The organism is Aminicella lysinilytica (genome assembly GCF_004362975.1).
Taxonomy (GTDB): Bacteria; Bacillota; Clostridia; order Peptostreptococcales; family Anaerovoracaceae; genus Aminicella; species Aminicella lysinilytica.
The window spans coordinates 22,853-45,948 of the sequence record NZ_SNXO01000006.1 but is presented as its reverse complement, the minus strand read 5'-3'; the positions used below and the strand labels follow the sequence as shown (position 1 = coordinate 45,948).

Genomic DNA, 23,096 nt, shown 5'->3' with positions numbered 1-23,096 from the left:
ATTAAGGAGTGTGATCATTAATGAACCCTGACCCCAGCAATTTAACATTGTTACTGTTAACAATTGCATTAATAATTGTGCTTAATGCCATCGTAGTTCTTTCGAACTCTTCGATGAAAGCAGTAAGCCGGAGTAAAGTAAGACATATGCTCGAGGATAAGTCTGAACCAAGAGCGGTCAGACTTGAGAAATTACTTGAAAAACCGTATAAATACAAATACACCAATCGCACTATGAACTATGTTCTTGCTGCCATGGGTCTGTTGCTTGTCTTGTATCTGCCTTATAACAAGATAGCATCAGTAGCAATATACCTGGCTTTGCTGATATCTTTAAGTGAGATATTACCAAGGAAACTGGCTCGTCAGCACAGCGATACTCTGTCGCTGAAGTTTGCCGGTATACAGACATTTATGTGCATAATACTAACACCTGTTACAGGATTGCTTCTGGTATTTGCGAACCTGTTTCTTAAACTTTTCAGGCAGAAGACAGATGTTGACGATAAGGACTTTTCAGAAGATGAAGTTATGTCAATGCTGGAAGTTGGACAGGAAAGCGGAGTCATTAAAGAAGAAGGAAAGAAAATGATAGGCAGCATATTTCAATTCGATGATGAGCTTGCCTACGAGATAATGACACCTAGAACGGATGTTTTTCTTATAGATATCAATGATCCTCCGGAAGAATATCTGGATGAATTGATGCAATTACGCTATTCCAGGATACCTGTGTGTGAAAATGAGCCGGATAATATAATAGGCATACTGCATATCAAGGATTATCTGATAAAAGCCAGGGAAGAAGGTTTCGATAAGGTCGATATTAAGTCTATATTGAGAAGGCCCTATTTCGTCCCTGAGACTAAGAATATTGATGCCCTGTTTTTCGAACTACAGAAGGAAAAACAGCATATAGCTATTCTTATAGATGAGTACGGCGGGTTTAGCGGTATTGCTACTATGGAGGATATCATAGAGGAAATCGTAGGTGATATCGACGATGAATATGATGAGGAAGACGAGATAATAGAAAAACTCGACGAATCCAACTATCTGGTAGACGGTAATGTGGATCTGGATGATATAAACGAAGAACTCGGAACACATCTTGAGTCTGAAAACAGTGAGACTATCGGAGGTTTCCTGATAGACATAATAGGAGAAATACCTCAGGATGGATATGTAAACCGAGCTATCAAATATGAGAACTATGTATTCACTATCCTATCAGTCAAAGAACGCAGGATAGAAAAAGTACGGCTTCACATAGATGAGCCTGATAAAGAAGAAAGTTCTGATAAAATAAGTGATAAGGATGAACAGTAATGTCTGACAGCAATAGACCTACAGAAGAAGAACTGATGAATATAGCCGTTAAGGCCGCTACTAGTGTAGACGGAGTAAGCGGAATGGGCGTTACACTGACAAATACCCTGAAGAGCATACCGGTAATCGGTACGCCGGTCAAAGGAGTTAAATTTTCGGTTGTAGATGAGAAGCTTGTTGTTGACCTATACATAAAAGTGATTTACAAGGTCAAAATACCACAATTAGCTTGGGACATACAGAGCACAGTTAAAAAGGCTCTGGAGGAAGTCATAGGAAGTAAGATTAAAGAAATCAATATTCACGTCCAAGGCGTGGATCTACCTGAGGAGGAAGATAAATAATGAATAGGACAGACGCCAGAGAATTCATGATGAAAGTTTTTTATCAGATGGACATGAACAATGATTACGATGAATTGTCTTCAGAGAAGTATCTATCAGAAGGAAAAATCGGTGTTCAGCGTGAATACTGCGAGAGGCTGTGTAAACTAATCTGCGAAAACAGAGAAGCCATAGACACGGAAATAGAGAAATACAGTATCGGCTGGTCAATAGACAGAATGCCTAAGACAGACATTGCCATCTTGCGGCTGGCAGCATGTGAGATATCCTATATTGATGATGTTCCACCAGCCGTAGCTATTAATGAGGCCGTGGATCTTGCCAAGAAATACGGTACGGATCAGTCACCGAAGTTTGTCAATGCTATTCTTGGAAATATTGTTAAAGAAGGATAACAATGAGAGAGGAAACAGTTTGGTATAGTCTGGGAATAGATACCAGCAACTATAGAACATCTATGGCTTTAACCGATAACAGGGGTAATATCATATCAAATGTACGAAAGCTATTGGAAGTGCCAAAGGGGAAAAGGGGTCTGAGACAGTCAGAAGCCCTTTTTCAGCATATTATCAATCTACAGTATATAAGCGAAGAAGTCCTGGGAAATCTGAATGATGACATGAGAAAAAATATAGTCTGCGTATCTGCTTCCAGTAGGCCGAGGCCTGTAGAAGGATCATATATGCCTGTATTCAATGGCGGCGTAAGCCTTGGAAAATCACTGGCTGCCGCTTTAGGAGTGGCTTATTATGAGTTTTCACATCAGGAGGGGCACATCGAGGCAATACGACATTATTCGGCATTTAAGGACGTAGACAGATTCGTTTCCTTTCATTTTTCCGGAGGTACTACAGAAGCGATTCTGGTGGATACTACCATGGATCCTGTGAACTATGAAATAGTAGGAGGCAGTAAAGATATCGCTTTAGGCCAGCTTATAGACAGAGTAGGCGTATCCTTAGGCATGAAATTTCCCTGTGGAGAAGAGATGGACACGAGAGCATGCACATACAATGGCAAAATGGTGGAACTGCCTAAAATCAAGACAGATACTGGATTTTTCAATCTTTCCGGTATAGAAACAAAATGTCAGCAACTTGTAGGGAAAGTCGACAGTGACAGTTTGATAACTTCGATTTTTAATAGTATAGTGACTGTTATAAGCGATGTGACTGAAGAAATAGGGAATGAATACGATATAAATGATTTCATATATGCAGGTGGCGTTTCGTCAAGTGATTATTTAAGGAAGCATTTAAATGAAAGATGCAGTCGCAATATATGTTTTGGTAATAAAGAGCTATCCGGAGATAATGCAGTTGGAGTAGCTTTACTCGGAGGGAATACTTATGGCCATAAAGCCTATCAGTGTAACACAGTTAAATGAATACATTTCGCGTGTATTAAGCACAGATCCTCTGCTTACTAATGTCACAGTCCATGGAGAGGCATCAGGTGTCAAATACCACTCAAATGGATTCATCTATTTTTCTCTGGTAGATCAGTCGGCCAAAGTAAATTGTGCTTTGCCGGGAGAGTACGCAAGAGACTTGAAATATGAATTGCAGGACGGTATGGATCTGAACATAAACGGCTCCTTACGCCTTTACAAAAAGAATGGTTCCTATTCGATATTCGTAAGAAATGTGGAAATCTGTGGCGAGGGAAGCCTGGCTATAGCCTTTGAGCAGATGAAAAACAAACTGCAAAATGAAGGACTTTTTGATAAATCTCACAAAAAGCAATTGCCTGCATTCCCATATAAAGTCGGCGTAATTACTTCTGCCACCGGAGCTGCGGTAAGAGATATACTTAAGATAATAAAGAGCCGGAACAATGTGGTAGATATAGTAGTTTTCCCGGTCTTAGTACAGGGGGACGGAGCAGCGCCTCAGATATCTCACGCAATAGATATAGCAAACGAGAAATTTGATGACATTGATGTCCTTATTGTTGGACGTGGCGGTGGCGCCGCAGAAGACCTGTGGGCGTTTAACGAGGAAATCGTAGCTCACAGCATATACGATTCACGCATACCTGTAATATCTGCAGTGGGCCATGAGATAGATTTCACCATATCTGATATGGTGGCAGATGTAAGAGCTGAGACGCCTACGGCAGCAGCACAGATAGCAGTGCCGGATACGACTGAATTACAGAATAATATTGATGATATGAAGAGACAGATGAGTCTGGAACTCAATAACAGAGTCATGTTCAATGCTATGAAAGTTGAAAACATGATGAAAGACATCAGAGATTCATTCAATAACAGAATAGAGATGGCGCGCAATCAGGTAGGAAGCCTGAAAATGCTCTTAACCGAGAATGATCCCCGCAGGATATTGGAAAATGGCTATTCCATAGTGGAAAGCAGCGGAGGAAAAGTCATCACTGATGCGAAAGCTATAGATAAATCGGATAAATTTAAGTTGATTTTCCACAAAGGATGGGCATATTGTACTATAATAGAGACAGGAAGTGATAAAGATGGCGATTAATGGCGAGAGTTTTGAGACTTCTCTTGAAAAACTGAGGGAGATGTCAGAAAAAATCAAATCACCGGAGACCGATCTTGAGGGATCTATCAGGTGCTATGAAGAAGGAATGAAATATTACAAGAATTGTGAAAAGATCTTGGCGGAAGCCAAACAGAAAATCGAGACCTTTGAGTTAGAACAATAAGGACGGTGTATGATGAGAGAGAATTATGATGAATATAAACAGATGATAGATGAGCATCTGTTAGATTTTATGCCTAATATCAACAATATGAGTAATCCCTTATATGAGTCAATGAAGTATAGCCTTACGGCCGGTGGGAAAAGGCTGAGGCCGGTTCTACTACTGGCTTCCTGTGAATTTGCCGGAGGCGATTCCAAAGACGCCCTGACATTTGCGTGCGCTATGGAGTATATACAGACGTATTCTTTGATCCACGATGATCTTCCCGCTATGGATAATGATGATTTTCGGCGGGGTGTACCAACGAATCATAAGATATACGGGGCAGGCATAGCCACTCTGGCAGGCGACGGCCTTCTAAACACAGCCTTTGAGATAATGTATAAGAACATGTTGCTTTATTTCGACAGTCAGCTGGAGCTTAAGAAGCGTATAAATGCGGCATATGTCATTGCTAAAGGAGCAGGTGTAGGCGGTATGATAGCCGGTCAGGTCAGCGATGTGGAGTCTGAGAGTAAAGAACCGTCTAATGAAATGCTTGAATATATACACGTGAACAAAACAGCTGCTTTGATTGTCGCGGCAGTGAAAGCCGGTCTTTATATCGGCGGCGCTGATGACGCGATGATGGAAAAGATGACCATTTATGCTGAAAATCTCGGTTTGGCTTATCAGGTGGCAGACGATATTCTCGATGTGAGAGGCAACGCGGAGGAGATGGGCAAGGGTACCGGCGAAGATGAGAAGAACGCAAAACTCACATATGTTTCCCTTTGCGGTATGGAAGCTGCAGAGAAGAAATTACACGAATTGACTGAGAATGCTGTTAACGCTATAGCCGATTACTATGATAATGCAGAATTTTTCCGCGATCTGGTTCTGAAACTAGAAAGCCGTACGAAATAGAGGGACCTTAATGAAAAGAAATTTGGCAGAATATAATTTTCCCGAAGATCTGAAGAATATGTCGGGAGAGGAACTTGAGTTGCTTTCCTACGCCATACGTGATTTTCTTGTAGATAAGATATCGCTTACCGGCGGACATTTAGCTTCTAATCTTGGCGTGGTGGAGTTGACTATAGCGTTACATCGCTTTTATGATTGCCCGAAAGATAAGATAATATGGGATGTAGGTCATCAGTCATATGTTCATAAGATATTGACAGGCAGAGCGAACAGATTCGATACCCTGAGACAGACAGGAGGCATGAGTGGTTTCCCTAAATCAGGAGAGAGCGAATACGACGCCTATGATACCGGCCATTCGAGTACATCGCTGTCAGCAGCAGCAGGAATGGCAGCCGCAAGAGACATCAAGAATGAGGATTATAATGTAGTTGCGGTGATTGGCGATGGTTCACTGACAGGGGGTATGGCTTATGAAGCTCTCAATAATATCGGGGCTTCCAAATCCAAAGTTATCGTTATATTAAACGATAACGGAATGTCCATATCACGCAACATAGGCGGAATATCTAAACATCTTGGCAAACTCAGGACTTCTAACAAGTACTTGGATGCCAAGAAAAACATAAAGGAAAACATCAGCAGGATACCGGCTGTAGGTGAAGGCCTTGCCAAGGGGCTCTCCGGAGCAAAAGACTGGCTGAAGTATGCCTTGCTCTCCGGAGGAGTAATGTTTGAGGAGCTTGGTTTCACTTATCTGGGACCTATAGATGGCAATGACATACCTTCTGTCCTGGGAATTCTGGAACAGGCGCAAAACGTGCGCGGGCCTGTATTTATCCATGTCATGACCAAGAAGGGCAAGGGCTACAGGAACGCTGAGCTGAATCCCAATAAATACCATGGTATAGGCCCATTTGACCCTGAAACGGGTGCAGAAAAGTTCCCTGCAGGAGTCACATCGTCTAAGGTTATGGGTGAAACACTTGTTAAACTGGCAGATGATGACGATAGAATAGTTGCAATTACGGCGGCTATGGGTACGGCTACAGGACTCGCTGAGTTTGCAGAAAAATACCCCAAACGGTATTTTGACGTGGGCATAGCAGAAGCCCACGCGGTTACCTTTGCTGCAGGACTTGCCAAGTCAGACATGAAGCCGCTGGTGGCAATATACTCATCCTTTTTACAGAGAGCATACGACCAGATTGTTGAAGACGTTTGCCTTCAGAATCTGCCGGTAGTTTTTGCTATAGACAGAGCAGGGCTTGTCGGTGCAGACGGTGAGACTCATCATGGACTACTGGATATAAGCTATCTGTCGTCTATACCAAATCTTACTATATTATCGCCTTCAGATGGAAACGATTTAAAGGCAATGCTCAGTTATGCATTTTCTCTGAATTCTCCCGTGGCCATCAGATATCCGAGAGGTAATTGTGATTATGACGAGAACAGAGAGGAAACATTCAATGGCAGGAATGTCAGGCTATCATCCGGCAAGGATGTGGATATTTGGGCAGTAGGTTCTATGTTGAAAAGAGCAGAAAAAGCCAAGGAATTATTGGAATTAAGAGGAATACATGCCGGAGTAGTCAGCGTGCGCACTATTAAACCTATAGATATGTCAGTTATAAGCAGCAACTGCAGAAACATAGTTACCATAGAAGATGGCACAGCCCTTGGCGGATTTGGTGAGAAACTGAGCGCTCTGGTGCCCGCTTCCATCAAGGTGACAAACTTTGGTTGGCCGGATAAGTTCATTGAACACGGTTCATGTGATGATCTTTATAAGTTATATAAACTTGATGGAGAATCAATTGCGGAAAGGATAAGTGACCGGTTTGAAGGAAAGGCTTGATGTGCTTCTGGTGGAAAGAGGCTATTACCAGTCAAGAGAACGAGCCAAAGCTTCAATTATGGCTGGCGTTGTATTTGTAGAAGGCCAGAGAAGCGACAAGGCAGGCACTAAGATAGATACAGAAGCCACTATTGAGGTCCGTGAGGATTCATGCCCATATGTAAGCAGAGGCGGCCTTAAACTTGAAAAATCCATAGAGACATTTGATCTGGATCTGAAAGATAAGATATGCATGGATATAGGCGCGTCTACGGGCGGGTTTACCGACTGCATGCTTCAGAACGGCGCATCCAAGGTTTATTCTATAGATGTTGGATATGGACAGCTGGCATGGAAACTGCGTACGGATCCTCGTGTAGTCAATATCGAGAAATGCAATGTCCGATATCTGGATCCTGCACTTATAGAGGATCCTATAGATTTCATCAGTATAGATGTGTCCTTTATTTCTCTGAAACTGATACTTCCTGTAGCAGCCAGAGTGCTGTCAGAGGAAGGGACTCTCGTGTGCCTTGTAAAACCTCAGTTTGAAGCAGGCAAGGAGGAAGTGGACAAGGGATCCGGTATTATAAGAGATGAAAAAATACATGAACAGGTCATAGAAAAATGCGTAGGATATGCTGAGGAGAACGGCTTCGTTCCTTATGGACTGACATTTTCTCCTGTTAAAGGAGCAAAAGGTAACAGAGAATTCCTTTTATATGTTGGCAAAAATGAAAATATGCGTTATAATTTATCTTGTATACAAAGGGTCGTTAAATGCTCTCATGAAGAGCTAAAGTAAAGTTTTATAAATAAAAAGGAGACTGAGAGAAATGAAACTATCAAAGAAAGTTGAATCGATGCAATTTTCACCGATCAGAAGATTTAATCCATTTGGTTTTAAAGCCGAAGCAGATGGCAAGAAGGTATACCATCTGAACATTGGACAGCCGGACGTAGAAACACCAGAATGTTTCATGGACGCTATCAGAGCATATGACAAGAAAGTCATCGCTTACGCTGAATCAGGCGGAATCAATGACCTTCGTGATGCTGTATGTGACTACTTTAAAGGTTACAATATGGACTTCGCACCTGAAGATATCATGGTAACTACAGGTGGTTCTGAGGCTTTGAACATGACTTTCCTTACTATACTAAATGAGGGAGAAGAAGTTCTTATTCCTGAACCATTCTATACTAACTATCATACATTTGCTACAGCTGCAGGTGGAAAGGTAGTTCCTATCACTACCAAGACTGAAGATGGATATCATTATGCTGACAAAGATCAGATCGAATCCTGCATCACACCTAAGACAAGAGCTATCTGCTGCCTGAATCCGGGAAATCCTACAGGAACAGTACTTACTCTTGACGAGATGAAACTAATCTGCGAGATCGCTAAGAAACATGATCTTTGGATAATCGCTGATGAAGTATACAGAGAGTTCGTATATGATGGCAGAGAGATGGCTTCCTTCGGTATGCTTCCTGAGTATTCCGACAGAGTTATCATCATAGACTCAGTATCCAAGAGATATTCCGCATGCGGAGCAAGAATCGGATTCGCTATCTGCAAGAATAAGGAATTCAATTCTGGAATGATGAAGATTGCTCAGGGAAGACTGTGCGTTTCAACTATCGATCAGGTAGGAGCTGCAGCTCTGTTCAGAATGCCTAAATCATATTATGATGAAGTCAAGGCTGAATACTGCGGAAGAAGAGACGTAGTTTACGAAGAACTCATGAAGATCCCTGGAGTTGTTTGCCAGAAACCAGGCGGAGCTTTCTATCTGACAGCCAAATTGCCGGTAGATGATGTTGAGGATTTCCTGATGTTCCTGCTGACTGAATTCGATGATCACGGCGAAACAGTTATGTTCGCACCGGCTGCAGGATTCTATGCAACACCGGGTCTGGGCAAAAACGAGATGAGAATAGCATACGTTCTGAATCAGAAAGATATGAAGAGAGGAACTGAGCTTATCAAGTTAGGCCTGGAGGCATATAATAAGAAACTCGGAAAATAATACTAATCTGAAGGAGCAGAAAATAAGATGAAGTTATCCCCGATGATGGAACAGTATAAAGGAATAAAAGAACAGTATAACGACTGTATATTATTCTTTAGACTGGGTGACTTCTATGAAATGTTCTTTGAGGATGCCAAGCTGGTTTCACGCCTGCTTGAACTGACACTTACAGGTAAAAACTGCGGTATGGAAGAGAGGGCTCCTATGTGTGGAGTCCCGTTCCATGCCGCAGATTCTTATATAGAGAAGCTTGTAAAGATGGGATACAAGGTGGCTATATGCGAACAGCTGGAGGATCCGGCCACGACTAAGGGAATGGTGAAAAGGGGAGTCATACAGATAGTGACCCCCGGCACAGTGACTTCCAGGGCCATGCTCAAGGAAAATGAGAACAATTATCTGGCGTCGGTCTATTTAGACAAAGACGGCATGTCAGTCTCTTATTGCGACATTTCTACAGGAGAACTATACACAACAGAAAAAAATACCGGTTCAAACCTCATTGAGGATCTAATTAACGAGCTGGTGAAAATTAGCCCTAAAGAAATAATAATCAATGAAGGCTTTGTTGAACTTTGCGATGAGGACGAAATCAAGGCTTACACGGACGCATTCATTCACGCAATGCCCAACTCGTATTATTCTAAAAAAGCCGCAGAAACGTCAATTAAAGCCCAATTCGGCCATATATCCATGACAGCCCTTGGCATAGACGGCCGCCATTTTTGTATATTATCAATCGGCGCTTTGCTGGCATACCTTTTGGAAACACAGAAACAGAATTTAAAACAACTGACCAGATGTCAGTTTTATGAAATAGGAAATCACATGGCTTTGGACAAGGCGACTATCAGAAACCTTGAAATCACAGAGACATTGTATGATAAAAAAGTACAGGGATCCTTACTGGGAATCCTTGACAATACCAACACCGCTATGGGTGGCAGAAAACTGAAGCAATGGCTCAGAGAGCCGCTGAATTCATCAGAAGAGATAAACGACAGGCTTGACGCCGTAGAAGAACTCGTAGATCAGCCTATGGTACTGAATAACCTCTGCGAAGGCCTGAAACATGTTTATGATTTTGAAAGACTGGCAGGACGTATTGCCTCAGGCAACGCCAACGGCAAAGATCTCATATCCCTGCGCAATTCCATAGGTGTACTTCCTGAAGTTAAGGAAGCACTGGGATATGCAGCCAGTGAACTGCTTACGCAGCTCAGCCGGGATATCTGCGATCTCAGCAAAGTTTTTCATCTTATTGACGATTCGATTTCTGATGATCCGCCGTTCACCATCAAGGAAGGCGGAGTCATAAAAGATGGTTGTTCCCAGGAACTGGATCAGATGAAACTGTCCATAAAGGATGCCAAACAGTGGATAGCAGAGCTGGAGAATAAGGAAAAGAAACGGACAGGTATCAAGAACCTGAAAGTAGGATACAATAAAGTATTCGGATATTATATCGAAATCAGCCGGTCCAGTGTGGACCAGGCTCCTGATGATTATGTCAGGAAGCAGACTCTGGTAGGAGGGGAGAGATACATAACCCCTAAACTTAAGGAAATGGAGTCTATAGTTCTTAATGCTGAGACTAAGATAAATCAGCTGGAATATGAGATATTCTCTCAGATAAGAGAAGACATAGAAGGCTACATAGCTCAGATACAGCAGACATCCCAGGCAATAGCCGTACTGGATGTGCTTTGTTCCTTCGCAAGCGTCAGCACCAAACTCGGTTACATCAGACCTGTCATAAACGATAGCCTCACCATAGAAATTGAACGAGGCCGCCATCCTGTCATAGAGCAGACCACGGAGCAGGGACTTTTCGTATCTAACGACACCTATCTAAACGATTCGGACGCCAGTATGCTCATAATCACTGGACCTAATATGTCCGGTAAATCAACATATATGAGGCAGACAGCACTGATCGTGCTTATGGCTCAGGCAGGATGCTTCGTTCCGGCGGAGAAAGCCGTTATCGGCGTCGTCGACAGGATATTCACCCGTATAGGCGCCTCAGACAATCTGTCCCAGGGTCAGTCCACATTCTATGTGGAGATGAGTGAACTTGCTTACATTCTCCGTAATTCCAAGGAGAGAAGTCTCATAATCCTGGACGAGATAGGTCGCGGAACCAGTACCTATGACGGCCTGTCCATAGCCTGGGCAGCCGTAGAATACCTTTGCAACGAGAAGAAACACATACGCACGCTTTTTGCGACTCATTACCACGAGCTGACTGTCCTGGAGGATGAGATCAAAGGCGTACGAAATCTCAATGTGGACGTTTCTGATGAAGGCGGGGACGTTGTATTCCTGCACAAAATAGTGCCTGGCCCGGCCAGCAGAAGCTACGGTATACATGTGGCTAAGCTTGCCGGTGTGCCGGCTAAACTGCTTATGAATGCTGAGGATAAGCTGGGAAGGCTTGAGGAAGAGGGCTCTCATGGGTCAGTCACAACGGCTTTCCAAAGTGAGTACTCTCGTGAGAAGGATCATGTGGCAGAACAACAGCTGTCTCTATTCGCCGAGCCGGATCCGGTCATAGAACAGTTGAAACAGCTGGATCTCATGGAAGTTACGCCTTCACAGGCCATCAAGATATTAGAAGATCTGAAGGAACTTATAGATGATTAGAGTTTTAGAAAAAAACATATCAGATAAAATAGCGGCGGGGGAAGTCATAGAACGCCCGGTTTCCATAGTCAAGGAACTCCTTGAGAATTCTATAGATTCAGGGGCCGATACTATTTCAGTGGAGATAAAGAATGGCGGCAAGACCTTCATACGCGTTACGGATAACGGTTGCGGCATAGAGGCAGATCAGGTTGAAACGGCCTTTCTTCGTCATGCCACAAGCAAAATTGAGACTGTGGCAGATCTGACTTCCATAAGCAGCCTGGGATTCAGAGGAGAAGCTCTGGCCAGCGTAGCTGCAGTTACGCAGACTACCCTTATAACGAGACCGGAAGCTGAGAAAACCGGACGCAGACTTCTTATAAACGGCAGCGAAGTTGTTGAGAATGTTCCTGTTGGCTGTCCTCACGGCACTACTATCATAGTTACAGACCTGTTCTACAACACTCCTGCAAGAAGACAGTTCCTTAAGTCCGATTCTGCCGAAAGCGGCATGATAATAGATCTCATGTCAGAAATGGCTCTGGCCTATACTGACATAAAGATTCAATTCATAAACAATGGGAATGTACTGTTTGCAACGGCAGGAGATAGTTCCTTGAAGAAAACCATCATGACGGTCTATAGACAAAGAGAATATGATGATCTGGCAGATGTAGATTTTACAACTCCTGGTTTTACGGTGACAGGCTGCATTTCCAGGCCATCCTTGTCCAGGAGCACCCGGCGGGATCAGATATTCTTCGTAAATGGCAGGATCGTAAAGAGTAAAGTAATAGAAAAGGGCCTTTCAGAAGCCTATAAGGAGAGGCTTTTTAAAGGTCGTTACCCTGTAGCCTTCTTGTTTTTGGAGACGGATCCCGCCTCTGTAGACGTGAACATTCATCCTAACAAGAAGGAAGTACGCTTTCACGATGACAAGGCTGTTGAACTTGCAGTGAAAGAGGCAGTTATAGACGCACTTGGTACAAAAGAGGCCATGGCAGGTGCTGCTGATTATTTCATAAAGCAAAGCAATGCTGAAAAAGCAAAAGACAAGCCGACTCCCGAACAAGTTGACATAAAACAAATACTGTCAAGCAAAAGAGAGACCTCCGAAGTCAGCGATAATATAGTCAAATCAGAGAGATCTGTTCCACAGGCAGAAGCAGCACCACAGGAAATGACTTCCAAAAGCCATATACTTGTTGAAGAGACTAAACTAAAACCTTTTGATTTCAACAATCTGACAATAACCGGCTGCATTTTTGATACATATATCACAGCAGTAGACGGCGAAGATTTCTATATGATAGATCAGCATGCGGCCCATGAACGTATTTTCTACGAGAAGCTTGTTGGCCAATATGGCGCTGATGAAAAGGTGAGACAGATGATACTGACACCATTTACAGTCGACGTGCCTCTGTCAGTTAAGGAAAATCAGTATGACTGGCTTGATTCTCTGAGAGATATGGGATATCTCATAGAAGAATTCGGACCAAATTCATATATAGTCAAGGAGATACCTGACTTCATGGAAATATCCGAAGCTGAAAACTTTGTTAAAGACTACATTGAAAATGTAAGCGAAAGAGATGACCTTGGCAACACCGTTGTCATAGACAAGCTCATAACCAGGTCGTGCAAAAGCGCTGTAAAGGCTCATGATCACTTGTCTGCGGCCGAGATACAAGCCCTTATTGACCAGTTGAAACTCTGCCGCAATCCATTTTCCTGCCCTCATGGCAGACCTACATTTATCAGGTTCTCCATTTATGATATTGAGAAAATGTTCAAGAGGGTCTGATATGGATAAGATAGTTGTGATTTGCGGACCTACAGCAGTAGGAAAAACTGAATTTGCCATAAAAACTGCCTTGGATATCAATGGGGAAATAGTCTCCTGCGATTCCATGCAGCTTTACAAATATATGGATATCGGCAGTGCCAAGCCAACGGCTGAAGAACGGGCTAAGGTAAGACATTACCTGGTCGATGAAATCGATCCTTCTGGGAGTTTTTCTGTAGTCAAATATCAGTCAATGGCTAAATCAGCCATAACAGAAATAATTGCCAAAGGTAAAATTCCGGTAATTGCGGGAGGTACGGGCCTTTATCTTAATTCATTGCTCTATGATATGGACTTCAGTACGCCGCCAAGAAATAATGATTACAGGGAATCTCTCTTCAGAGAAGCTGAAGAGAAGGGACCTATGGCCATTTATGATAAACTGAAAAAAATAGATCCTGATGCAGCGTCCAGGATACACCCTAACAATATCAAGAAGGTGGTCAGAGCCTTGGAAGCATCCGAATATGGAGACGGGGTCAAGGATTTCGCAACAGGACCTGTTCCGACTAAGGACTATGAAAGTATTCTCATTGGTCTTGCAAGAAATCGTGAAGAGCTTTATGATAGAATAAACAGACGGGTAGATATGCTCCTGGATGAGGGACTGGTGAATGAAGTGAAATCCCTTATGACTATGGGGCTTGATAGTGACGATATATCCATGAAAGGCATAGGATATAAGGAAATCATTGGTTATCTCAATGGAGAATATAACATAGATGAAGCTGTAAGGCTCATTAAGAGGAACACTCGTCACCTGGCCAAACGACAGATGACCTGGTTCAGAAGATATAAGAATATGAAATGGTTCAACATATCTGATTATGCAGACGAAGAAGAGTGTATGGGAGACATACTCATATGGCTGAGAAAACGAATAAAACCGTAAGAATCCATAATAAGAGCGACAAACCCGATAATATCGTAGAAAAGGAAAATGAGATATTTCAGGAATGCGAAGACCTTGAAGCACAGATGCCTAAGTTTCTGCGCAGCTTTTTCGTATATCTGAAGGGAAACGTGCTTCCAATGACAAGGCTTGCTTATCTACATGATATCAAATTCTTCTTTACATATCTATTAGAGGAGACCGACCTCATCAAAGGAGACACAATAGATAAGATAACATTGAAGGAGCTGGATTCAGTCAGAGCAGTAGATGTGAACATGTTCTTGGATTACTGCCGTAAATACAAGGTTGAGACCGACAAAACCATAACTATATACGAGAATCATAATAAAACTCTGGCCCGTAAGAAATCTTCCATATCGGTCATGTTCAAGCATCTGTATCGAGAAGAAATGGTATCTAAGAACATAACTGACGGCTTCGACCCGATCAAAGTGCCGAAAGCCGGAGAGCGGGAGATCAAGGCACTGCAGGATGACGAAGTCATGGTCATGCTTGACGCTGTATCAACGGGATCGGGCCTGACTAACCACGAACGTTCCTACTGGGAGAAAACGAAAAAGAGAGACAAGGCAATTCTCATTTTGTTCCTTACTTATGGCCTGAGACTATCAGAACTCCAGCAGCTGAATATTTCATCATTCAACTTCAGCCGGGGCGAATTCAAGATATACAGAAAGCGTGGCAAGGAGTCTATAATGCCTATGAATAATTCGGTGACTATGGTAATAAACGACTATATAAACCACGAGAGAGCTGATGACAGCAGTTTGGATCCGGAATATAAGGATGCGCTGTTCTTATCACTTCAGGGCCGAAGAATGACGGAGAGACAAATACGTGAGCTTGTCAAGAAATATACTTCAATAGCTATGAAAACATCCCGCAAGAGTGGTTATAGCCCTCATAAACTCAGGGCCACGGCTGCTACCAGCCTTATAGGCAGGGGAAACTCAATATATGACGTGGCGGCTCTGCTGGATCACGAACAAGTTACTACAACACAGCTATATGCCAAGCATAAGGCAAATGTCAAACGTGATCTGGTCCATGATATGGAGTGGGAAACTGAGCGACAGGAAACTGAAAAGGATAAACATGAATAAACTAAAATCATACAAAGGCGACATCATTCTGGTTTTGGCTGCCCTGGTCTACGGTAGTGGACTTGTAGCACAGAAAGACGGCATGAATAATCTGGGGCCCTTTACATTTACGGCAATCAGGTTCATAATGGGTGGAATCGTACTGATACCTGTTGCAATGATAGTCAGGAAACATAAATCGCCTGAACAAAAAGCGGCTGAAATGCCTGTCAGAAAGATGCTTAAGGGTTGCATCGCAACGGGATTTGTTCTTACGGCCATGGTCGTTGCTCAACAGTACGGGCTGCCATATACAACTGTAGGTAAGGCGGGCTTCATATCAGGCCTATACGTAATTTTGACGCCTATAGCAGGTGTGTTGTTCCTGAAAAGAAAGATAAGCCCGAGGATATGGGTCGCAGCAATAATATCTGTTGTTGGATTCTACTTCCTAAGCCTTAGCGGCGGAATCGACAACATCAACCGCGGTGATGTTCTCATGCTTATTACAGCAATCGCAGGCACCATATATCTGTACACTATAGAATATTTTGCGGGAAAGGCTGACACCTGCATATTCACCTTATTGCAGTTCCTGGCAACAGGCGCTATCTGCCTGCCTTTCGCGCTGATACTTGAGACATGTACATTGCACGATATATATCTGGCCATGTGGCCGCTATTATACGCCGGTTTAGGCATCTGCGGCGTCGGTTACACATTCCAGATGCTGGGACAGAAATATGTAGAGTCAGAAAGAGCAACTATACTGCTTAGCCTGGAAACCCTGTTTTCACTGCTATCTGGCATGATATTACTTAACGAAGTCCTGACATTCAGAGAATATATAGGCTGCGGCCTTATGTTTGCCGCAGTTATGCTTGCAGAAACTAACTCAAAACCGAAAAAAATAGATGAGGAGATCTATAAACTATGAACGACATTACAACTTTATTAGCGGAAAAATTCAATATAAATGAGAAAGTACTCGATCAGGTCGGAAAATCAGAGAAAGCAGTGGGGGACAAGTTTGCAGCTCTCGATGAGATAAAGGCATATAATCAATATAAGGTATTGGCTGCTTTACAGAAGAACCGCATATCAGACAGACATTTCAGCTGGAATACTGGCTATGGTTATGATGATGCCGGTAGGGAAGCCGTAGAAAAGGTATATGCTGACATTTTCCATACGGAAGCGGCTCTTGTCAGGCCAACGATAGTAAACGGCACTCACGCGCTTGCTATAACCCTCATGGGTATACTTCGTCCTGGCGATGAAATGATTTACTGCACAGGCGGCCCTTACGACACTCTTGAGGAAGTCATAGGGATCCGCGGTGAGAACAAAGGTTCACTGAAGGATTTCGGGGTAAAATACAAACAGGTTGAACTTTTGTCTGACGGCTCCATAGATCTGGAAGGTGTCAGGAATGCCATAACAAAAAATACTAAGATGGTCTGTGTTCAGCGGGCAACGGGCTATAGTTGGCGTAATTCCATTACGGTAAACCAAATAGAAGAATGGGCTGATTTTGTTCATGAAATCGATCCTAATATAGTATGTATGGCTGACAACTGCTACGGCGAGTTCCTTGACATTAAAGAACCTACCGATGTAGGTGTTGATGTTATGGCGGGCTCACTGATCAAGAATCCCGGCGGCGGACAGGCTCTGACAGGCGGTTATGTATGCGGTAGAGCGGACTTGGTGGAGGCTATTTCCTATAGAATGACATGCCCTGGCATAGGCGGCGAATGCGGCCTTACCTTTGGCCAGACCAGAGGCGTGCTACAGGGATTATTTATGGCGCCGACCGTTGTAAATGCTGCACTGAAAGGAGCTGTACTTTGTGGCCAGGTATATAAAGACCTGGGTTATGACATACGGCCTGGCGTTGACGATCAGCGAAGCGACATAATACAGTCAGTCAAACTCGGATCGCCGGAGGCTGTAGTTGCCTTTTGCGAAGGCATACAGGCGGCAGCGCCTGTGGATTCCTACGTAACGCCGGAACCATGGGACATGCCGGGCTATGAAGACAAAGTTGTAATGGCTGCGGGAGCCTTTGTACAGGGTTCTTCAATAGAATTAAGTGCGGACGCGCCTATACGGCCGCCTTATATAGTTTATTTTCAGGGTGGTCTCACCTATGAACATTCTAAACTGGGAGTTATGATGTCCATGGAGAGACTTATGTCGAAAGGTTTGCTAAAGGGGGAACAGTAAACTATGGATGACGTAAACAAAAGGGAAAAAGAGAACATTAAAGAGAATATGAGTGCAGGGGAGAAGCGCGCGAAAAAATGGAATACTATACTTACAATAGCCAAATTTGCCGTATTGATAGTGATCCTTATTGGGATACCTGCCTATATTATTATTTTCAAGCAAGATGTAATAACACAGTTCAAGTCTTTAGATGAAGCAACTAATTACCTTAGAGGTTATAAGAAAATAGGCGCGATCGCCTATATAGGTGCGCAGATACTGCAGATAATCATAAGTGTTCTGCCGGGTCAGGTATTTCAGGTGGCTGCAGGGTTTATGTTCGGATTCCTGCCGGGTCTGGTACTATCTCTTACAGGAGCGATCCTCGGTTCGACAATAACATACTATCTGGCCAGGTTTCTGGGTGCGGACGCCATGAAACTCTTTCTTGGACAGGATAAAATGCAATACTTTCTTGAACGGCTCAACAGCGAGAAGGCATATGTAATAATATTTCTGATTTATTTGATACCTGGTCTGCCTAAGGATCTGGTTTGCTATGCTGCAGGAATTTCCGATATGAAACTGAAGCCTTTCCTGATACTTTCAACGGTCGGGCGTATACCGGGCATGTGCGGAAGTCTGCTCTTCGGCGTCATGTATCTGAATAAGAGTTACACAGGAATGATCGTTGTTGGAGTTATTTGCGCCATAATATTGGTATTATGCCTGATATTCAGAAAACGTCTGACAGGTGTAATAGATAACATATATAAAAAGATATCCGAATAATTTATTACAGAGGAGTTGTGTATATGAGATTCTATAATTTACCGAGAATCATCAGATTATCTTTTACTATTATAATAGTATTATGCCTGACTATTATTTATGTACCTTCATCAAATGAAGCCTTTGCCGGTAATATTCCGTCGAAAGTTTCTTCATTGAAAGCCTCGGGGATTTCTTATAACACCATCAGCGTTACATGGAAGAAATCCTCAAATGTGAGTGGTTACAGGCTTTACAGAGCCACCAGCTCCAAGGGCAGATACACACTGATTGCGACTCCATCTGCTTCAGTCACATCGTATGCAGACGTTAATATTACGACTGGCCGTGCCTATTATTACAAAATAAGGGCTTATAAGTCTTCAGGCTCCAGGGTTTTCTTCGGGAAGTACACCTCGGCTGTGAAAGCCGTTGCAATTCCCGGCAAGCCACAGTTGCTGACCGTAATATCGGAAAAACCAGGCGTAGTTGATATGACCTGGTCAGCAGTGGACAGCGCGACAGGTTATGCTATTTATCGTCGCACATCTACAGGTTCATATTCAAAAACAGGTACGACTTCTGAAACCAGTTATACTGACTCAGCTGCTGTTCAGGGTACTGAGTACTATTATTATGTCAGAGCTTATATGACAGTAAAGGGCAGGGATGTATATAGCCACAAGTCTTCAGAAAAGTCAATTATTGCATTATCAGAATTATCTACGCCTTCTATAGAAGCCACAGCCTATGCTAAGAAAATCAATAAGATAACCTGGAATGCTGTGGATGAAGCTGACGGCTATGTGATTTACAGCAGACTCAGCACGAAGGCTTCATATAAGAAACTGGCTACAGTAACATCCAATAAATATACTGACGATAAGCTTCTGCCGCGTACTAAATGGTATTATAAAGTCAGAGCTTATAAGACCAACAGCGATGGCAGCCATACATACAGCGCTTATTCAAATGTCGATAAGGTAGTGACTGAAGGACATCTGGTGTTCATCAGCTGTGGCCATGGTGTCGATGATAAGGGCAGGTGGGACAGCGGTTGCTGCTATGGCGGATATCAGGAAGCTAAACTGATGCTTCCTATTACAAAAGCCATGGTAAAATATATGCGTTCTTACGGGGTTTCTGTAATAACTGATGCTGACAATAACAATGACATGAATGTCAACCTGTGCATACGCAGAGCTAACAAATATCCTGTTGAGACTTACTTGGATATACACTGTGACTGGTATGGCGCCAAAAGCGGCACGCAGCCCCTTTACAGGTCTGCAGCTGATCTTAAACTGGCCAAATGTCTCAATAAGAGCGTAATTTCTAAAATGCATTTACGGACCAATGGAATCACATACAGAACGGATCTGAAAGGTTTGAATCTAACTAAGGCACCTGCTGCATGCTTATTTGAAACAGGTTCTATCAGGTACGAACGCAAGATATTTACTAAGAAATACGATGCCTACGGCAAGGCTTTAGCCTTGGGATTATGCGATTATCTAGGCGTAGATACAACTAAAGCAAACAAATAGAAGCTACTGATAAACAATTGCTCCAAAATAATGCGAACAATTGTTTATTTTCCTCTTGACAGCGAACATATATTCTGCTATTATAATGGTACGAACAAATGTTCCAAGAGGTGAGAGCGATGAAGAAGTATAGAATAACATCTAAAATAAGATTTACAGTATTTGCAGTTATAGTAGCATTGTGCATATTTACCGGGATCAGTACTATAGCCGGCAATAATATAGCCAGCAGTTCATCTATGACACAGTATCAATGTGTAGAAATCGAATCCGGAGATACGCTTTGGAATATTGCTAAAGAATATAAACCGGATAATAAGGATGTCCGTCAGGTGGTTTACGATATATGTGAAGCTAATGATATGTCAGCAGAAGATCTGAACGTTGGACAGAAAATCATAATACCAGTATATCAATAAACAGTGTCTCAATCAAGAGATTGAATTTTTATCATACTGCAGAGAAATGTCACCGAGAGGTGGCTTTTCCTGTATTTATCAATATTTACAGGATTTCGCAGCGACCGATTATACCAAGAGGGGAAATAAAATCGCTTAAAACGCAAATTAGAGCCTCAATATTTGCAAGTATTGAAATACCAACGGTTACAGGATATAGAGCAGACGTATACCAGCAGAAAAGCGCCAGATTGAGTGCGTTCTTTATTTGTATATAATAACATTTCCCAAAATTAAGATTTTAGGAATAATTTAGTCTTCTGAATAAGACACCGTACCCGAGGAATCGTTCTTCCCCCATTCAGGTACGGTGTCTGTTTTTCCCTTAGGATTTAGTCTTAATTTGAATTATTGCTGTTCGTTTTACTACATTTTATCGATTTCATCCTGTGAGAGAAGCTTGATTCCGGCTTCTCTGAAGACTTTATTGGCTTTCTCTGTATCCTGAACACGGATAATTATATATGCTTCGTCTTTTTCTCTTGTTATGAAAGCATATGTATATTCTAGGTTTATGTCATTGGCTGCAAGTACATCAAGTATCTTGACAAGGCTACCCGGTTTATCCGGGATCACTGCTGCCAAAACCGGTGTTACCCTGTATACATAACCCTCATCTTTCAAGACAGTGGCAATTTTATAGTTGTCATCTACTATTATTCTGAGGACGCCGTATTCAGGCGTTTCAGCCAGGCACAGTGCCTTCATACTGATATCATTTTTCTGTAGGATCTTGGCAAATTCAGTGAGCATGCCAGGTTTATTCTCCAGAAAAACGGAGATTTGTTTAACTTCCATAATTTACCACCTTTCTATATATTCCGCTTGTCTATAACTCTCTTAGCCTTGCCCTCACTGCGTTCTATGGTTTTCGGAGCAACAAGTCTCACGTCCACATAGATGCCGAGCATCGACTTAAGAGCATTCACAAGCTTCTTTTCTCTCTTTGAAACTTCAGACAGTTCATCGGAGAACATCTCATTGGTGATTTCTACCTGCAGTTCGATCTTATCACTGTTGTTTTCACGGGTGACTGTAATCAGGTAGTTGGCCGGATATCCCTCGTTCATGAGAACGGTCTCTATCTGGCTTGGGAATACGTTGACTCCCTTGACTATGAGCATATCATCGCTTCTGCCCAGAGGTTTGGACATTCTCTTGAAAGTCCTTCCACAGGCGCACGGTTCATTATTGAGTATGCAGATATCCTTTGTCCTGTAACGGATAAGAGGAAATGCTTCTTTGGTAATGCTGGTGAATACCAACTCCCCTTTTTCACCGTCAGGTACAGGTTTCCCTGTTTTCGGATCGATAGTTTCAGCAATGAAGTTATCTTCATTGATATGCATACCATCTTGTTCCTGACATTCATATGATACACCCGGTCCTGATATCTCTGTCAGGCCGTAAATATCGTAAGCCTTGATGCCAAGTTTATCTTCTATATCGTGACGCATTTCCTCGCTCCAGGCTTCAGCGCCGAATATGCCGGCTTTCAAGTTTATCTGGTCCTGCAGTCCTCTTTCGCAGATGGTCTCTGTCAGGTATGCGGCATATGAAGGCGTACAACAAAGTATTGTAGAATGCAGGTCTGTCATGAACTGTATCTGTCTGTCAGTGTTTCCTGATGACATAGGCAGCGTCAGAGAGCCTAATTTATGGCTTCCACCGTTAAATCCAGCTCCACCAGTGAACAGGCCGTAGCCATATGAAACGTGAACGACATCTTCCGGTGTGGCGCCGGCTGCTACCAGCGCTCTGGCGCAACATTCGTCCCACATATCTATATCATTCTGCGTGTAAAAAGCCACTACCCTCTTTCCTGTAGTGCCACTGGTAGACTGTATCCTAACGCAGTCCTTGAGGGGCATTGCCAGCAAACCATAGGGGTAAGCTTCTCTAAGATCATCTTTGCTCATAAAAGGCAGCTTGTAGAGATCTTCCGTCGACTTGATATCGCCGGGCTCCAGCCCTATAGCCTTCATTTTGTTCCTGTAGTATTCAACATGGTCGTATACGTGTTTTACGGTACGAACCAGTCTTTCATCCTGCCACGCCTTGATTTGTTCGCGAGGCGCAGTCTCAATATCCGGTTGATAGCAATTGTTCATATATTAGTTAATTTCCCTTCTTGTTTATTTGATAAGATTGCATGTTTCTTCATAGGCTGCTTCTAATTCGCCATATGAATCTCTGGCCTTCTCGAATTCATTGGCTCTGATAAGTTCGACTGTATTACAGCAGGCTTTATACAGCCTTGTCATTCCAAGGTTCCCAGACACTCCCTTCAGAGTATGAGTAGTGTTCAGGGCCTCTTCTTTATCGTTTTTATCAAAAGCAGGCTTTATAGTTTCGAAAGTTTTATCCTTAAGAAATGTACCTAAAAATTCTTCGTACATTTCTTCGCTTCCACCAAATCTTTCCAAAGTCCCTTCTGTGTCAAATCCGGCATCTTTCAACGTTTTCATAAGGTCATCCTTCATGACTTACCT

At 42.9% G+C, this 23,096-nt stretch carries 22 protein-coding genes; 19 read left to right on the top strand and 3 right to left on the bottom strand.

Features of this window, described 5'->3' with window-relative positions:
* Window positions 1–20: 20 nt before the first annotated feature.
* The 19 genes from EV211_RS02625 (at window position 21) to yneA (ending at window position 20,565) form a co-directional block, all read left to right on the top strand.
* Window positions 21–1,328: a hemolysin family protein gene (locus EV211_RS02625; protein ID WP_133527882.1), complete on the top strand. Its 1,308-nt coding sequence runs from the start codon at window positions 21–23 to the stop codon at window positions 1,326–1,328.
* Window positions 1,328–1,672 (top strand): Asp23/Gls24 family envelope stress response protein, encoded by a 345-nt coding sequence (locus EV211_RS02620; protein WP_133527881.1) that lies wholly within the window; start codon window positions 1,328–1,330, stop codon window positions 1,670–1,672. Before EV211_RS02625 ends, EV211_RS02620 begins: the two co-directional genes overlap by 1 nt.
* Window positions 1,672–2,067, top strand: a complete 396-nt coding sequence (gene nusB, locus EV211_RS02615; protein ID WP_133527880.1) for a transcription antitermination factor NusB — start codon at window positions 1,672–1,674, stop codon at window positions 2,065–2,067. The genes EV211_RS02620 and nusB overlap by 1 nt, the downstream gene beginning before the upstream one ends.
* A 2-nt stretch (window positions 2,068–2,069) precedes the next feature.
* The gene (locus EV211_RS02610; RefSeq protein WP_133527879.1) at window positions 2,070–3,059 is read left to right on the top strand and encodes a tRNA (adenosine(37)-N6)-threonylcarbamoyltransferase complex transferase subunit TsaD; all 990 of its coding nucleotides are present in this window, start codon (window positions 2,070–2,072) and stop codon (window positions 3,057–3,059) included.
* The gene (gene xseA / locus EV211_RS02605) at window positions 3,022–4,173 is read left to right on the top strand and encodes an exodeoxyribonuclease VII large subunit (protein WP_133527878.1); all 1,152 of its coding nucleotides are present in this window, start codon (window positions 3,022–3,024) and stop codon (window positions 4,171–4,173) included. The genes EV211_RS02610 and xseA overlap by 38 nt, the downstream gene beginning before the upstream one ends.
* Window positions 4,163–4,357: an exodeoxyribonuclease VII small subunit gene (gene xseB / locus EV211_RS02600; RefSeq protein ID WP_133527877.1), complete on the top strand. Its 195-nt coding sequence runs from the start codon at window positions 4,163–4,165 to the stop codon at window positions 4,355–4,357. The genes xseA and xseB overlap by 11 nt, the downstream gene beginning before the upstream one ends.
* A gap of 9 nt (window positions 4,358–4,366) precedes the next feature.
* Window positions 4,367–5,263 carry a polyprenyl synthetase family protein gene (locus tag EV211_RS02595; protein ID WP_243108533.1) on the top strand — a complete coding sequence of 299 codons (897 nt, stop codon included), beginning with the start codon at window positions 4,367–4,369 and terminating at the stop codon, window positions 5,261–5,263.
* 10 nt (window positions 5,264–5,273) lie between these two features.
* Window positions 5,274–7,124: a 1-deoxy-D-xylulose-5-phosphate synthase gene (gene dxs / locus EV211_RS02590; RefSeq protein ID WP_133527876.1), complete on the top strand. Its 1,851-nt coding sequence runs from the start codon at window positions 5,274–5,276 to the stop codon at window positions 7,122–7,124.
* Window positions 7,108–7,908, top strand: a complete 801-nt coding sequence (locus EV211_RS02585; protein ID WP_133527875.1) for a TlyA family RNA methyltransferase — start codon at window positions 7,108–7,110, stop codon at window positions 7,906–7,908. The genes dxs and EV211_RS02585 overlap by 17 nt, the downstream gene beginning before the upstream one ends.
* A gap of 31 nt (window positions 7,909–7,939) precedes the next feature.
* Window positions 7,940–9,139 (top strand): pyridoxal phosphate-dependent aminotransferase, encoded by a 1,200-nt coding sequence (locus tag EV211_RS02580; RefSeq protein ID WP_133527874.1) that lies wholly within the window; start codon window positions 7,940–7,942, stop codon window positions 9,137–9,139.
* A gap of 27 nt (window positions 9,140–9,166) precedes the next feature.
* The gene (mutS, locus tag EV211_RS02575) at window positions 9,167–11,788 is read left to right on the top strand and encodes a DNA mismatch repair protein MutS (protein ID WP_133527873.1); all 2,622 of its coding nucleotides are present in this window, start codon (window positions 9,167–9,169) and stop codon (window positions 11,786–11,788) included.
* Window positions 11,781–13,577, top strand: a complete 1,797-nt coding sequence (gene mutL, locus EV211_RS02570) for a DNA mismatch repair endonuclease MutL (protein ID WP_133527872.1) — start codon at window positions 11,781–11,783, stop codon at window positions 13,575–13,577. Before mutS ends, mutL begins: the two co-directional genes overlap by 8 nt.
* A gap of 1 nt (window position 13,578) precedes the next feature.
* Window positions 13,579–14,511, top strand: coding sequence for a tRNA (adenosine(37)-N6)-dimethylallyltransferase MiaA (miaA, locus tag EV211_RS02565; protein ID WP_133527871.1), 933 nt, complete (start codon window positions 13,579–13,581; stop codon window positions 14,509–14,511).
* Window positions 14,484–15,638 carry a tyrosine-type recombinase/integrase gene (locus EV211_RS02560; RefSeq protein WP_133527870.1) on the top strand — a complete coding sequence of 385 codons (1,155 nt, stop codon included), beginning with the start codon at window positions 14,484–14,486 and terminating at the stop codon, window positions 15,636–15,638. Before miaA ends, EV211_RS02560 begins: the two co-directional genes overlap by 28 nt.
* Entirely contained in the window at window positions 15,631–16,554 is a 924-nt protein-coding gene (locus EV211_RS02555) for a DMT family transporter (protein WP_166635343.1), read from the top strand. The genes EV211_RS02560 and EV211_RS02555 overlap by 8 nt, the downstream gene beginning before the upstream one ends.
* On the top strand, window positions 16,551–17,846 hold the full coding sequence (locus EV211_RS02550) for a methionine gamma-lyase family protein (RefSeq protein ID WP_133527868.1): 1,296 nt from the start codon (window positions 16,551–16,553) through the stop codon (window positions 17,844–17,846). Before EV211_RS02555 ends, EV211_RS02550 begins: the two co-directional genes overlap by 4 nt.
* A 3-nt stretch (window positions 17,847–17,849) precedes the next feature.
* Window positions 17,850–18,620, top strand: coding sequence for a TVP38/TMEM64 family protein (locus tag EV211_RS02545; RefSeq protein WP_133527867.1), 771 nt, complete (start codon window positions 17,850–17,852; stop codon window positions 18,618–18,620).
* Between the two features lie 23 nt (window positions 18,621–18,643).
* Window positions 18,644–20,146: an N-acetylmuramoyl-L-alanine amidase gene (locus EV211_RS02540; RefSeq protein WP_133527866.1), complete on the top strand. Its 1,503-nt coding sequence runs from the start codon at window positions 18,644–18,646 to the stop codon at window positions 20,144–20,146.
* Between the two features lie 119 nt (window positions 20,147–20,265).
* Window positions 20,266–20,565 carry a cell division suppressor protein YneA gene (yneA, locus tag EV211_RS02535; protein ID WP_166635342.1) on the top strand — a complete coding sequence of 100 codons (300 nt, stop codon included), beginning with the start codon at window positions 20,266–20,268 and terminating at the stop codon, window positions 20,563–20,565.
* Between the two features lie 405 nt (window positions 20,566–20,970).
* Here the strand turns inward: yneA and EV211_RS02530 are convergent, their stop codons facing one another.
* Genes EV211_RS02530 through EV211_RS02520 form a run of 3 tightly spaced genes read right to left on the bottom strand, consistent with a single transcriptional unit; the run spans window position 20,971 to window position 23,087 of the window.
* The gene (locus tag EV211_RS02530; protein ID WP_133527864.1) at window positions 20,971–21,402 is read right to left on the bottom strand and encodes an ACT domain-containing protein; all 432 of its coding nucleotides are present in this window, start codon (window positions 21,400–21,402) and stop codon (window positions 20,971–20,973) included.
* 14 nt (window positions 21,403–21,416) lie between these two features.
* The gene (locus EV211_RS02525) at window positions 21,417–22,715 is read right to left on the bottom strand and encodes a phenylacetate--CoA ligase family protein (RefSeq protein ID WP_133527863.1); all 1,299 of its coding nucleotides are present in this window, start codon (window positions 22,713–22,715) and stop codon (window positions 21,417–21,419) included.
* 24 nt (window positions 22,716–22,739) lie between these two features.
* Entirely contained in the window at window positions 22,740–23,087 is a 348-nt protein-coding gene (locus EV211_RS02520) for an Hpt domain-containing protein (protein ID WP_133527862.1), read from the bottom strand.
* Between the last annotated feature and the right edge of the window lie 9 nt (window positions 23,088–23,096).